Raw genomic sequence first — 13,662 nt, 5'->3', positions numbered from 1 at the left:
CATATGATACAGAAGCAAGAAAAAAAGAATCATTAACAATGGCATCCCCTATATACATTGCCGAAGAAAGTAGCTGAATATTTTTCCTTTTTTATTCGCAGTATTCGGTAATTTCATTTATATTTGTCGATAGTGATAGATATGATCAATGTTGAATTTATAGAAAAAACGAGTATGAAAAAACAATATGTCAGTCTGCTTGCGGTTATACTTTCGGTAAGCGGCTTTTTGTTTTCTTGTCATGACAAGATGAACAAAAACACGGGAGCATTACAATTCGATAGTATACAGGTTAACGAGACGGCACACCTCTTTAATGACACCGCCAAACCCGCGTGCAATATTATCATCAACTTCGCCTATCCCGTCAAGTCGTCGGACGAGATGCTGAAAGACAGTCTGAACGCTTACTTCATCTCCGTCTGCTTCGGAGACAAATATATCGGCGAAAAGCCAGAAGCGGTAGTGAAGCAATACGCCAAGAATTACATTGACGAGTATCGCCACGACCAAGAGCCGATGTACGCCGAAGACGAAAAGAATAAAGAAAGCGATGCAGTGGTAGGCGCATGGTACTCCTATTACAAGAGCATCGAAAGCCACGTGCAACTTTATGAGAAAGACCTGCTAGTATATCGCGTTGACTACAACGAATATACCGGAGGCGCACACGGTATGTATATGTCGACTTTCCTGAACATGGATCTCACTCTGATGCGTCCGCTCCGCCTCGATGATATTTTTGTAGGCGACTTCCAGGAAGCCCTGACGGATCTGATCTGGAACCAACTGATGGCTGACAACAAAGTAACTACTCACGAAGCGCTGGAAGACATGGGATATGCTTCGACCGGAGACATCGCCCCGACAGAGAACTTCTATCTGAGTAAAGAAGGTATCACCTTCTACTATAATATATACGACATCACACCGTACTCGATGGGACCTGTCAAAGTTACCATTCCATACTCTATGATGGAACATCTGCTGGGCAGCAACCCAATTCTTGGAGACCTGAAAGATTAAACAGCTATTAAAAGATTGAACACCAATGAATATCCTGTTGTTATTGCCCCGTGTGATGCAGAAGGATATTCATTTCACTTATAAATCAAAATTCACCATTCAAAATACTTAAAGTGGAAATCATACTGAAATATTTTCCGGATCTGACGGAAGAGCAGCGTAAACAGTTTGCCGCTCTATACGACCTCTACATCGACTGGAATGCGAAAATCAACGTTATCTCCCGCAAAGACATCGAAAATCTGTACGAGCATCATGTTCTCCATTCATTAGGCATCGCCAAAGTGATTCAATTCCGTCCCGGAACCAAGGTCATGGATTTGGGTACAGGAGGAGGATTTCCCGGCATTCCGCTCGCCATCCTGTTCCCCGAAACCAAGTTTCATCTGGTAGACAGCATCGGCAAGAAAGTACGTGTGGCGACAGAAGTGGCCAATGCCATCGGACTGAAAAACGTCACTTTCCGTCATGCCCGTGCCGAAGAGGAAAAACAACTGTTCGACTTCGTCGTGAGCCGTGCCGTAATGCCTTTGGCGGATCTGATCAAGATCATCAAAAAGAACATTTCCCCCAAACAGCAGAATGCTTTGCCCAACGGACTAATCTGTCTCAAAGGAGGCGAACTGGAGCATGAAACGATGCCGTTCAAGCATAAAACAGTCATCCACAGCCTGAGCGAAAACTTCGAGGAAGAGTTCTTTGAAACAAAGAAGGTAGTATATTCACAAATATAGGAATCAGGAGTTATCAAAACCATGAAAATAAAGAGATTTGAGTTTAATATGTTTCCCGTAAATTGCTACGTTTTATGGGATGACACAAAAGAGGCGGTTGTCATCGATCCGGGCTGCTTCTACGAAGAGGAAAAACAAGCACTAAAGAAGTTCATCCTCACCAATGAGTTAACAGTGAAACATCTGCTGAATACTCACTTACATCTGGATCACATCTTCGGCAATCCGTTTATGCTGAAAGAGTTCGGTCTGTCGGCAGAAGCCAATAAGGCGGATGAGTTCTGGATCGATGAAGCTCCGAAACAGAGCCGTATGTTCGGCTTCCAATTGCAGGAAGAACCGGTTCCGTTGGGGAAATATCTGCATGACGGAGATATCATCACTTTCGGACACACCAAACTGGAAGCAATCCATGTCCCCGGACATTCGCCCGGTAGCCTGGTGTATTATTGCAAGGAAGAAAACTGCATGTTCTCCGGCGACGTATTGTTTCAAGGCAGCATCGGTCGTGCCGATCTGTCGGGTGGCAACTTCGACGAACTGATCGATCATATTTGCAGCCGTTTATTCGTACTTCCCAACGAGACAGTCGTATACCCCGGACACGGTGCGCCAACGACCATCGGAATGGAGAAGGCAGAGAATCCATTTTTCAGATAAAAAAAAGAATACAAGTAATAGGTAATAAGTAACAGGTAATAATCGTAGCTGCCAGTATATTTATCCGCATGGATATTACTTATTACTTATTATCTATTACTTAAAAACATCCCCCATAAATTATGAAAACAGATTTGTTAGCTAGCCGTCACATCGGCATCAATGAAGAAGACACAGCTGTGATGCTCCGCAAAATAGGCGTAGACTCACTGGATGAACTGATCAACAAAACCATCCCTGCCAACATCCGACTGAAGGAACCGCTGGCACTGGCCAAGCCGTTGACGGAATACGAATTTGGAAAACACATTGCCGACCTGGCAAGTAAAAACAAACTGTATACGACATACATCGGATTGGGGTGGTATAATACGATTACTCCTGCCGTTATCCAACGGAATGTATTCGAAAATCCCGTATGGTATACTTCTTACACGCCTTATCAGACAGAAGTGTCGCAAGGAAGACTGGAAGCGTTGATGAATTTCCAGACTGCCGTCTGTGACCTCACCGCTATGCCGCTCGCCAACTGCTCACTGCTGGATGAAGCGACTGCCGCCGCCGAAGCCGTAACCATGATGTATGCTCTGCGTTCGCGTGCCCAACAGAAAGCAGGTGCCAACATAGTCTTTGTGGACGAAAACATCTTCCCGCAGACCTTGGCAGTAATGACCACACGTGCCATTCCACAAGGCATCGAATTGCGCACAGGCAAATATAAAGAGTTTGAACCCTCACCGGAAATCTTCGCCTGCATCCTGCAATATCCTAACTCCAGCGGTAATGTGGAAGACTATGCCGACTTCACAAAAAAGGCACATGAAGCAGACTGCAAAGTTGCCGTTGCCGCTGACATTCTGAGTCTTGCCCTGCTGACTCCTCCGGGAGAATGGGGAGCGGATATCGTATTCGGTACAACACAACGTCTGGGTACACCAATGTTTTACGGTGGCCCTTCGGCAGCCTACTTCGCTACACGTGACGAGTACAAGCGGAACATGCCGGGACGCATCATCGGATGGTCCAAAGACAAATACGGCAAACTCTGCTACCGAATGGCTTTGCAGACACGCGAACAACATATCAAACGCGAAAAAGCCACTTCCAATATTTGCACGGCTCAGGCATTACTCGCTACGATAGCAGGTTTCTACGCTGTATATCACGGACAGGAAGGAATCAGAACGATTGCTTCGCGTATTCATAGCATCACTGTCTTCCTCGACAAGCAATTAAAGAAATTCGGATATACGCAAGTCAATGCACAATATTTCGATACGCTACGTTTCGAGTTGCCGGAACACGTTTCGGCGCAGCAGATTCGCACGATCGCACTAAGCAAGGAAGTGAACCTGCGCTATTACGAGAACGGAGACGTAGGTTTCAGCATCGATGAAACGACAGACGTAGCAGCTACGAACGTGTTGCTTTCCATCTTTGCCATTGCCGCTGGGAAAGATTATCAGAAGGTAGAGGACGTGCCGGAAAAGAGCAATATTGACAAAGCACTGAAACGCACCACGCCTTTCCTCACGCACGAGGTGTTCTCCAACTATCATACGGAAACGGAAATGATGCGCTACATCAAACGTCTGGATCGGAAGGATATTTCATTGGCCCAGTCCATGATTTCCCTCGGATCGTGCACGATGAAGCTCAACGCAGCCGCTGAAATGCTTCCTTTAAGCCGTCCGGAATTTATGAGCATGCATCCGTTGGTGCCGGAAGATCAGGCGGAAGGATATCGTGAATTGATCAGCAATTTGAGCGAGGACTTGAAGGTTATTACCGGATTTGCAGGTGTCAGCCTGCAGCCGAACTCGGGTGCTGCGGGAGAATATGCCGGTCTGCGAGTTATCCGTGCGTATCTTGAAAGTATTGGTCAAGGACATCGCAACAAAATATTGATTCCGGCTTCGGCACACGGTACGAATCCTGCATCTGCCATACAAGCCGGATTTGAAACCGTCACCTGCGCTTGCGACGAGCAAGGAAACGTAGATATGGGCGACCTGCGTGCCAAAGCCGAAGAGAACAAGGAAGCACTGGCTGCACTGATGATCACCTATCCGTCAACGCATGGTATCTTCGAGACGGAAATAAAGGAAATCTGTGAAATCATCCACTCTTGTGGCGCACAAGTATATATGGATGGTGCCAACATGAATGCACAGGTAGGATTGACCAATCCGGGATTTATAGGTGCAGACGTTTGTCACTTGAATTTGCACAAGACGTTTGCTTCACCACATGGCGGCGGCGGTCCGGGTGTAGGCCCTATCTGTGTAGCTGAGCATCTGGTTCCATTCTTGCCGGGACATTCGATCTTCGGCAGTACGCAAAATCAGGTTTCCGCAGCTCCGTTCGGCAGTGCGGGTATCTTGCCTATCACATACGGCTACATCCGGATGATGGGTACCGAAGGCTTGACTCAGGCTACTAAAATAGCCATTCTCAATGCCAACTATCTGGCTGCCTGTCTAAAAGATACTTACGGTATTGTTTATCGGGGAGCTACCGGTTTCGTCGGACATGAAATGATTCTGGAATGCCGCAAGGTACATGAAGAAACGGGTATCTCAGAAAATGACATCGCGAAGCGTCTGATGGACTACGGCTATCATGCACCGACTCTCTCCTTCCCTGTTCACGGCACATTGATGATTGAACCTACTGAAAGCGAAAGCCTGGCGGAGTTGAACAACTTTATAGACGTCATGCTGAATATATGGAAAGAAATCCAGGAAGTGAAAAACGAAGAAGCAGATAAGAATGATAATGTATTAGTCAACGCCCCGCATCCGGAATATGAAATTGTGAATGATAACTGGGAACATTCCTACACACGTGAGAAAGCAGCGTATCCGATAGAAAGCGTGCGTGAGAATAAGTTCTGGGTGAATGTGGCTCGCGTAGACAATACGTTGGGAGACCGGAAATTATTGCCGACCCGCTACGGAACGTTCGAATAAGAAGAAACTTTCAAAGGAAATCCGTACATGAAAAAATAAGCCCGGAGCTCAGCAGATGTGAGCTCCGGGCTTACCTTTGTTAAGCACCGAGCGTATTCCAATAAGCACCGAGCTAAATGAACATAAGAAGCGACTCCGAAACCTTACGGTTATCATGCTGCTCTTCATTCCATGTTTGTCGAAAACATAGTCTGGTTCTATCTGACAACAGTCACTGTTCCGGCTTTTACCATTTTCTCCCTTAGTGAGATTTTAGGATCAGCATATCCTAAAGCTACACAGCCATATACTTTATGATTCTCCGGTACACCCAAAGAACTTATAAATTCACGAACTTCGGGATCATCGCAAGTCGTACCCAACTGATTGATCCAGCAAGATCCGATTCCCAGAGAATGGGCAGCCAAAAACATATTCTCAATCGCGCAGGCACAATCCATGCCGGCCCACCATTGAGTGGGTTCGTTGGACACGATCACCAAAGTCGGGGCATGATAATAACAGCAATACGCCTTGCTATGACCACGCTCCTGTAATTTCGGTTCATCGCTTTTAGCAAAAGCGCCTTTAATCCGTTCATTCAATTCTGCCAGTTTATCTGCATTCTGAATAGCGGTAAAATGCCATGTCTCCAAATGCATCCCACTGGGTGCAAAAGTGGCAGCTTCCAGAATAGCCTGCAAGTCTTCTTCCGAAACTTGCCGGTCAGTATAAGCCCGCACACTACGACGTGCTTTGATGTTTTCTAAAACTTCATTCGTTTTCATATACTATATTTACTATACTTACAACTCGTTCACCACTTGCATTTATCGTTTTACCAATCCGATCTTTGCATTCAGTTTGAAGTAATACGTACCGTTCTCTCTTTCCAAAAAGCCGTATTTGTCCTTATCCAGAGAACCTTTCTCCAAACGGGTATTCAAGAACAGGAAGTCCTCCATAACCGGTTTCTCTGACTTGTGATAGCAAAGAACTTCCCCACTCCCATCCATCAACAGGATACCTTCAACAGCCGAATCCTGTCCAGTATATATCTTTGCCGGACGCATACCCAAGGCTAATGCCATCAGGAATTGCTTCACTTTAAACTCATAGAAACCATGTTTGTTTACCAATTCATCTTTTATTTTCAACGGGTTCATCTGTTTGATTACTTCCGTCAGTTCACTGATACGGGTGATGTCGTCCAAGTGCATGATGCGCACCATTTCTGTCAGCACACGAGGAAAGTGTAAGTCAATCATTAAAAGATTGCTACGGAATACCCGATCTGCCACGTCCGAGTATTTGAGTACACCACCCAAGCGCTCAATCAGCAACATTCGTTCTGCTACTTCATTAGGGGTTTCCGGCAACGCATTAATCTTATTCACCGTAGGTGTTGCAAATTTGACTCCGCTCTGTTCCAGTTTCAAGTTAGCCGCACGGCCTCCGTCCAACAGCGGATTCATAGCACCCAATCGCGAACGAACGCTGAACCCGCTCAACGGTGCCTCCGGATGCCAGAAGGCAATATAAAAATCGGTACGATCTTCCGTCTTCGCTTCCAGATCGAAAATTGCGACTTCATCCAAAAACTCTTCCACTCCATCCGGAGAAGTGACTTCATCCTCCGAAGAGGACTTGACAGCCTGCAAAATCAAATCTGCCACAATCCCGAAATCTTCCCGGGGAACGGATTTCTCACTATTTTCTCCTTTGATGCGGACCATCTCTTTTTCTATATAGTAGCAGCGTGTTCCGTCATGTTCCTCCCGTTGAATCATTGCGATAGGCCAGTCGATTTCTCCTTTCTTTGCCTTAGCCGTACCCAACGTTACTTTTCCTTCTGTCAGCAGACGGAAGAAAGTATACAGTTCACACCATTCTCTTTTTGTTGCTTCAAATGCCATATATTCTTATTTTTCTTTATTTTACTCTTCATCAAGAATCCTTGCGGTCTCCACTTTCTCCAATCGTGCACGCAGTTTGGGCATCATGGAACGACGAATACACAACGTCATGCTGCAATCCATATCGTACGATTGGCTGAGAATTTCCGGTTCTTCCTCCTTTACAATACGCATGATATCGTTCATAAAAGGATATTCAAACATTACGGTCACTTCTTCATCTACCGTTTTTTCTATAATGGTAGCGGCAGATATTGCTTCGGCAGCAGCTGCTTTATAAGCTACAATCAGTCCGCTCGTTCCTAACTTGATTCCACCGAAATAACGGACTACAATAATCAGAATATCAGTCAGTTCATTAGAGTTAATTTGCCCGAGAATGGGCTTTCCCGCCGTTCCCGAAGGTTCACCGTTATCATTGGCTCGAAAATCCTTTCGCGCTGCACCTAACATATAAGCATAGCACACGTGCCGTGCATCATAATACTTCTTCTGATACGTTTCAAGATGCGCTTTTATCTCATCAAGGGTACGCACAGGCAAGGCGATGGCAATAAACTTGCTTCGCTTTTCTGTATAAATACCTTCGGAAGGTTCGACGATAGTTTTATAAGTATCTTCAGCAGTCATGCCGCAAAGATACGGCTTTCTTGACGAAATTCCATCTGCTGTTCGAAAATATTAGAGCTTCTCATTAAAACGAGCGCTTCATTTCATGCAGTCAAACGGTCGATGGGGCGCAATCAAGCAGTCAGTTGGAGGTAGTCGGGTGGTCGTTTTAACGGAATCGGGCGGTCATTTATACAAAAACAAGCGGTCAATCTCTCACAATCAACAGGACATTTGTGAGAGATTGACCGCTCTATTTTCTATATAGAATATGTCTTAATCCAACTTATGGATAACCAGTCCTGAACGAAGTTTCGGTTCAAACCAAGTCGTTTTGGGAGGCATAATGTTGCCAGTATCGGCAATATCCATCAATTGCTTCATGGATACGGGATAAAGAGCCAGAGCTACTTTCATTTCTCCACTGTCAACACGCTTCTTCAATTCTCCCAAACCGCGGATACCGCCTACAAAGTCAATACGCTTATCCGAACGGAGGTCTTTAATTCCTAAAATCTCATCTAAAATCAGATTGGAAGAAATAGTAACGTCAAGCACGCCGATAGGATCATTGTCATTGTATGTACCTGCCTTTGCCGTCAGACTATACCACTTGTCGCCAAGATAGAGGGAGAAATTGTGCAAACCGGACGGTTTATAGATATCTGTACCCTTTTCTTCTACAACAAAATTCTTATCCAATGCAGCAAGAAATTGTTCGGGAGTCAGCCCGTTGAGGTCTTTTACTACACGGTTATAGTCGATGATAGTCAATTGATTGGCAGGGAAACATACAGCCATGAAATAGTTATACTCTTCATCGCCACGATGGTTCGCGTTTTGCTTTGCTTTCTCGGCACCTACCAGAGCAGCAGCAGCGGAACGATGATGCCCGTCGGCAATATATAATGCCGGCATTTTAGCAAATTCTGCAGTAATTGCAGCGATATCTTCGTCCTGGTCAACAATCCAGAAAGTATGTCCGAAGCCATCACCCGGAGCGATAAAGTCGTAAACAGGCTTTTCGGCAGTGTATTTCCGAATGATTGTATCCAATTTCGCATTATCGGGATAGGCAAAGAATACAGGTTCGATATTCGCATTGTTCACACGAACGTGCTTCATACGGTCTTCTTCCTTATCACGACGGGTAAGCTCATGCTTCTTGATGATACCGTTCATATAGTCAGGAACATAAGCGCCTACTACCAGTCCATACTGAGTTTTCCCGTTCATGGTCTGGGCATAGATGTAATAGTTTTCCTTTGCATCCTGCACTAACCAGCCTTTATCCTGAAACAGCCGGAAGTTTTCGGCAGCTTTCTCATAAACACGTTCATCGTGTTCATCCGTACCAACAGGAAAGTCAATCTCGGGCTTAATGATATGATAAAGGGATTTTTCATTTCCAGCTGCTTCTGTACGCGCTTCTTCTGAGTTTAATACATCGTAAGGACGGGAAGCAACCTGTTCAACCAGGTCTTGTGGAGGGCGAACGCCCTTAAAAGGTTTGATTATAGCCATAAGTCATGGTATGTTTTTAAGATTAGTACAACAGATACGCCCTCGCAAAAGCCGAGGGCGAAATCTGATAACATATTTCTGAATATACTACTTAATGTACACCAGCACCTATCATCAAATAAGTGACTGAACAACGATAAGCAGCCTTACTATTCATCTCATTATTTGTTTACTCTGAACTTCTCACAGCCGTCTTTCAAGAAACCAACAATCTGTTGAGCGGCAGCAATACCGGCATTGATATTTGCTTCGGCAGTCTGTGCACCCATCTTCTTCGGAGTAGAGAAATAACGTCCTGCAAACTTCTCAGCAAATTCCACATTAGCAGCAGGCATGATATCTGTCATATACTTGAAGTCGGCACGGTCTTCCATCAATTTGATCAGCTCGGCTTCGTTGATCACTTCCTTACGGGCAGTGTTCACCAGCATAGCGCCTTTTGGCATCTCTTTCAGCAAAGCGTAGTTGATAGAGTTCTTCGTTTCAGCAGTTGCCGGGATATGAAGAGACACTACCTGACAAGTCTTGTACAGTTCTTCTGCAGAGTCAAGTGCCTTCACGCCATCTTTCTCAATCACTTCTTTCGGACAGAAAGCGTCATAGGCGTACACTTCCATTCCGAAGCCTTTAGCTACACGGGCAACGTTACGACCAACGTTTCCGTATGCATGGATACCCAGTTTCTTGCCCATCAATTCTGTACCGGAAGTACCGTTATAGAAGTTACGAACGGCGTATACCATCATGCCCAAAGCCAGTTCGGCAACAGCATTGGAGTTCTGTCCCGGAGTATTCATCACGCAAACATTGTGAGCGGTAGCGGCAGTCAGGTCTACATTATCGTATCCGGCACCAGCACGAACTACAATCTTCAGTTCTTTAGCAGCATCCAGCACCTCTGCATCAATAATATCACTACGGATAATGATAGCATTAGCATCTTTCACTGCATCCAGCAACTGTGCTTTATCGGTATATTTCTCCAGCAAAGCAAGCTCATATCCGGCTGCTTCGATTTCTTTACGGATACCGTCTACAGCAACTTTGGCAAACGGTTTTTCAGTAGCTACAAGTACTTTCATAATTTATCTGTATCTTTTAAAAAAGATTCACCACAGACTTCACCGGCCTACACACTATATTCAATAAGATTTCAGTGTAAATCCGTGCAATCTGTGGTGACTCTATTTATATTATTAATGAAGTTTTTCAAATTCCTGCATGCAGTCGATCAAAGCTTGTACACTTTCTTTCGGCAGAGCATTGTAGCAAGATGCACGGAAACCACCCACTGAACGATGTCCTTTGATACCTACCATACCTTTTTCTGTAGCGAACTTCATGAAGTCAGCTTCCAGATCCTTGTATTCGGGAGCCATCACGAAACAGATGTTCATGCGTGAACGGTCTTCTTTGGCAGCAGTACCTACGAACAGTTTGTTACGGTCGATTTCAGCGTACAGCATATCAGCCTTTTCGATAGCACGACGTTCCATTTCTTTCACACCACCCTGTGCCTTAATCCAACGCAGGTTCAACAGTGCAGCATAGATAGGCACTACCGGAGGAGTGTTGAACATAGAACCGTTATCGATATGAGTCTGATAGTTTAGCATTGACGGGATGTAACGAGAAACTTTACCTACCGCATCATTCTTCACGATAACGAATGTAACACCGGCAGGAGCCAGATTTTTCTGCGCACCACCATAGATACAGATATATTTGGAAACGTCGATCGGACGAGAGAAAATATCAGAAGACATATCGGCAACCATCGGAACCGGAGAGTTGAGATCTTCTTTTAATTCTGTACCGTAAATCGTGTTATTGGTAGTTATGTGGAAATAATCTGCGTCAGCAGGAATTGTGTAATCTTTCGGGATGTAAGTATATGTAGCTTCAGCGGAAGAAGCAACTTCTACGACTTCACCAAACCCCTTAGCTTCTTTCATCGCTTTCTTTGCCCACACACCTGTATTCAGATAAGCAGCCTTTTTTTCAAGGAAGTTGAAAGGTACCATGCAGAACTCCATACTAGCACCACCACCAAGGAACAGTACCGAATAACCTTCGGGGATATTGAGTAATTCCTTGAATAATGCCTCTGCTTCGTCAACCACAGGTTGGAAGTCTTTGGCACGGTGACTGATTTCCATCAGGGAGAGACCAGAGCCGTTGAAATCTAAAATAGCCTTCGCTGTATCCTCTATCACCTCACGCGGAAGAATGGAAGGTCCTGCATTGAAATTATGCTTTTTCATTTGAAGTTTGTTTTTGGTTTAACATTTCGTTAGTTTATGTCTTTTGACCTTGCGAATTTACGAATTTATTTCCGGTGCACAAATCTTTCCTTATAAAAATACTGTTCTAAAGCAGATTTCTCTTTCTTTTTATTGGTTTATACAAGATATATACACCATATTGTTATCCATACATATCAAGCAAGGGATAAAAGGTGAAAATATAACCTGTGGGAAATAATCGGTTATAAAGTGAAAGGAAAACGGTTATAAAATGAATATTTATTAAGAAAGACAGAGAAAAACGAGGATTTCTCACCCTAACAAGCGACGAGACTAAAATTATAAAAATAAGTCAGAAAGAAAGGAGTCTCCAATACCTTCCTAAAAGAAAAGAAATGGAGACTGTCACAGAAATATTTTTCTACTATCATTTTACTCTGTCATCCGGGGAAGATATCTCCCACTTCAGAAAAGTGATATTATTTGTAATGACAAAGCCGATCATTTCGTCATTGCAGCATCCCAATCACCTATTTGGTTCTTGAAATTCCCCTTTCAGCTTTGAGAACACCTGTTGTTTTTCGGCTCCCTTTATTTAGCTTCCTCAATGATAGTCTTCATTCCTTTGATTTTTTCCCCTTGAATAAGATTCAGGAGTTGCTTCACTTTTGCCCGACGAACGGCAACAAAAGCATAATGCTCTTTCACATCAATCGCACCTACATCTTCACGCGTCAGATTACCTTTCTTATAAAGGAATCCGGCAATGTCCATCCGGCTCAGTTTCTCCTTCTTTCCTTTACCTATATATATAGTAGTCCAGACTGATTTGGGAGGACGCGAAGGATTTTCCGGCAGTTCCATCGTTTCTATATCTTCGGGAATATATTCAGGTAGTTTCTCTTCTGTGTGAAGAATCAGATAAGAAGTACCTGTTGCATCCCAACGTGCCGTACGTCCGTTACGATGTGTAAACGCTTCTTCGTTCACAGGCAGATGATAGTGAATGATGTGCTCTATCTCCGGAATATCAAGTCCACGGGCAGCAAGGTCGGTAGAGATCAGTACATGACAGCTTCCGTTACGGAACTTATACAATGCCCGTTCCCGATCCGGCTGTTCCATACCACCATGAAAACGTTCGGCTGATAGTTTCTTATCTTCGAGCAGCTTATGCACACGATCCACCGCATCCCGATGATTGCAGAAAACAATGCTGGAACTGCTTCCCAATGTACAAAGCAAGTTGTAAAGCGTAGCAATCTTATCTTTGGAAGGAGAAAGCACCTTCATCAGCTTCAACCGGTTTTCCTGTTCTTCGGTTGCCTCCGGAAGAAAATCCAGTTTGACTGTCCGGTTCAGTCCCGTAAACTGAGGAATTTCTTCGGCATCAGTAGCCGACAGCAGCATACGTTTCTTTAATCCCGGAAGCTGGGTAATGATCTCTGCCATCTCATCATGAAAGCCGAACTCCAGCGATTTATCAAACTCATCGATAATCAAAGTCTCGATTGTTTCGGGATCAAAGTTCCCTTTGGACAGATGGTCGGTGATACGTCCCGGAGTACCGATAATGATGGCAGGATGATTTCCTGCAATGCTTTTCTTTTCTTCGGCAATGGGATGCCCGCCGTAGCAGCAACACGTTTTCCAGGAAGTTCCCATGCTCCGGAATACGGTATCTATCTGTAAAGCCAACTCACGGGAAGGCACCAGAATCAGCACCTGCACGCTGTCATCATTCGGTTTTAGGATAAGCAACAGAGGCAAAAGATATGCCAACGTCTTACCCGATCCTGTCGGTGACAACAGGATAACATCTTTCCTGCCCGTGCCCTGTTCGAGCGCAGCTTCCTGCATCGGGTTCAAAGATTCAATCTTCAAATTCTGAAGAGCGGACTGTATTATTTCATTTTTCTCTAACATGGGGACAAAGATACAAAAAGGACGAAAAGATTCGGTAAGATAGTGCATAAAGAAAGCGGGAAATCTGAAA

General features: G+C 44.6%; 11 protein-coding genes. 4 read left to right on the top strand and 7 right to left on the bottom strand.

The features are described from left to right. The first annotated feature begins 174 nt into the window (after positions 1-174). The 4 genes from DW640_RS20060 to gcvP all read left to right on the top strand — a co-directional run bounded on the left by DW640_RS20060 (position 175) and on the right by gcvP (position 5,392). The gene (locus DW640_RS20060; RefSeq protein WP_016267722.1) at positions 175-1,026 is read left to right on the top strand and encodes a DUF3298 and DUF4163 domain-containing protein; all 852 of its coding nucleotides are present in this window, start codon (positions 175-177) and stop codon (positions 1,024-1,026) included. A 113-nt stretch (positions 1,027-1,139) separates the two neighbouring features. Then, positions 1,140-1,760: a 16S rRNA (guanine(527)-N(7))-methyltransferase RsmG gene (gene rsmG, locus DW640_RS20055; RefSeq protein ID WP_016267723.1), complete on the top strand. Its 621-nt coding sequence runs from the start codon at positions 1,140-1,142 to the stop codon at positions 1,758-1,760. Positions 1,761-1,781: 21 nt separating this feature from the next. Further along, complete coding sequence (locus DW640_RS20050; protein WP_008763490.1) at positions 1,782-2,420, top strand: MBL fold metallo-hydrolase; 639 nt, start codon at positions 1,782-1,784, stop codon at positions 2,418-2,420. 122 nt (positions 2,421-2,542) lie between these two features. Beyond that, positions 2,543-5,392 (top strand): aminomethyl-transferring glycine dehydrogenase, encoded by a 2,850-nt coding sequence (gene gcvP / locus DW640_RS20045; RefSeq protein WP_117578871.1) that lies wholly within the window; start codon positions 2,543-2,545, stop codon positions 5,390-5,392. 197 nt (positions 5,393-5,589) lie between these two features. Here gcvP and DW640_RS20040 read toward each other — a convergent pair whose 3' ends face one another. The 7 genes from DW640_RS20040 to DW640_RS20010 form a co-directional block, all read right to left on the bottom strand. Beyond that, entirely contained in the window at positions 5,590-6,159 is a 570-nt protein-coding gene (locus DW640_RS20040) for a nitroreductase (protein WP_008765867.1), read from the bottom strand. Between the two features lie 42 nt (positions 6,160-6,201). After that, a complete protein-coding gene (locus tag DW640_RS20035) occupies positions 6,202-7,287 on the bottom strand; it encodes an HpaII family restriction endonuclease (RefSeq protein ID WP_048696247.1) in 1,086 nt (361 codons plus the stop codon). Between the two features lie 21 nt (positions 7,288-7,308). Then, on the bottom strand, positions 7,309-7,917 hold the full coding sequence (locus DW640_RS20030; RefSeq protein ID WP_008765869.1) for a YigZ family protein: 609 nt from the start codon (positions 7,915-7,917) through the stop codon (positions 7,309-7,311). 255 nt (positions 7,918-8,172) lie between these two features. Then, positions 8,173-9,420 carry a DUF1015 domain-containing protein gene (locus DW640_RS20025; RefSeq protein WP_008763485.1) on the bottom strand — a complete coding sequence of 416 codons (1,248 nt, stop codon included), beginning with the start codon at positions 9,418-9,420 and terminating at the stop codon, positions 8,173-8,175. Positions 9,421-9,581: 161 nt separating this feature from the next. Then, entirely contained in the window at positions 9,582-10,502 is a 921-nt protein-coding gene (locus DW640_RS20020) for an NAD(P)-dependent oxidoreductase (protein WP_090614395.1), read from the bottom strand. A gap of 114 nt (positions 10,503-10,616) precedes the next feature. Further along, entirely contained in the window at positions 10,617-11,684 is a 1,068-nt protein-coding gene (gene serC, locus DW640_RS20015) for a 3-phosphoserine/phosphohydroxythreonine transaminase (protein WP_008763483.1), read from the bottom strand. Positions 11,685-12,257: 573 nt separating this feature from the next. Continuing rightward, positions 12,258-13,592: a DEAD/DEAH box helicase gene (locus DW640_RS20010; RefSeq protein WP_048696257.1), complete on the bottom strand. Its 1,335-nt coding sequence runs from the start codon at positions 13,590-13,592 to the stop codon at positions 12,258-12,260. Between the last annotated feature and the right edge of the window lie 70 nt (positions 13,593-13,662).

The organism is Bacteroides sp. AM23-12 (genome assembly GCF_003434395.1).
Classification (GTDB): domain Bacteria; phylum Bacteroidota; class Bacteroidia; order Bacteroidales; family Bacteroidaceae; genus Bacteroides; species Bacteroides thetaiotaomicron.
The sequence above is the reverse complement of the archived record's forward strand: the minus strand, read 5'-3'. Positions and strand labels throughout refer to the sequence as shown.

Excerpts from the sequence above, each read along its gene's own strand:
- DW640_RS20040 (WP_008765867.1), bottom strand. The coding sequence starts at position 6,159 with ATGAAAACGAATGAAGTTTTAGAAAACATCAAAGCACGTCGTAGTGTG.
- DW640_RS20035 (WP_048696247.1), bottom strand. The coding sequence starts at position 7,287 with ATGGCATTTGAAGCAACAAAAAGAGAATGGTGTGAACTGTATACTTTC.
- gcvP (WP_117578871.1), top strand. The coding sequence starts at position 2,543 with ATGAAAACAGATTTGTTAGCTAGCCGTCACATCGGCATCAATGAAGAA.
- DW640_RS20030 (WP_008765869.1), bottom strand. The coding sequence starts at position 7,917 with ATGACTGCTGAAGATACTTATAAAACTATCGTCGAACCTTCCGAAGGT.
- DW640_RS20010 (WP_048696257.1), bottom strand. The coding sequence starts at position 13,592 with ATGTTAGAGAAAAATGAAATAATACAGTCCGCTCTTCAGAATTTGAAG.
- DW640_RS20025 (WP_008763485.1), bottom strand. The coding sequence starts at position 9,420 with ATGGCTATAATCAAACCTTTTAAGGGCGTTCGCCCTCCACAAGACCTG.
- serC (WP_008763483.1), bottom strand. The coding sequence starts at position 11,684 with ATGAAAAAGCATAATTTCAATGCAGGACCTTCCATTCTTCCGCGTGAG.
- DW640_RS20050 (WP_008763490.1), top strand. The coding sequence starts at position 1,782 with ATGAAAATAAAGAGATTTGAGTTTAATATGTTTCCCGTAAATTGCTAC.
- DW640_RS20020 (WP_090614395.1), bottom strand. The coding sequence starts at position 10,502 with ATGAAAGTACTTGTAGCTACTGAAAAACCGTTTGCCAAAGTTGCTGTA.
- DW640_RS20060 (WP_016267722.1), top strand. The coding sequence starts at position 175 with ATGAAAAAACAATATGTCAGTCTGCTTGCGGTTATACTTTCGGTAAGC.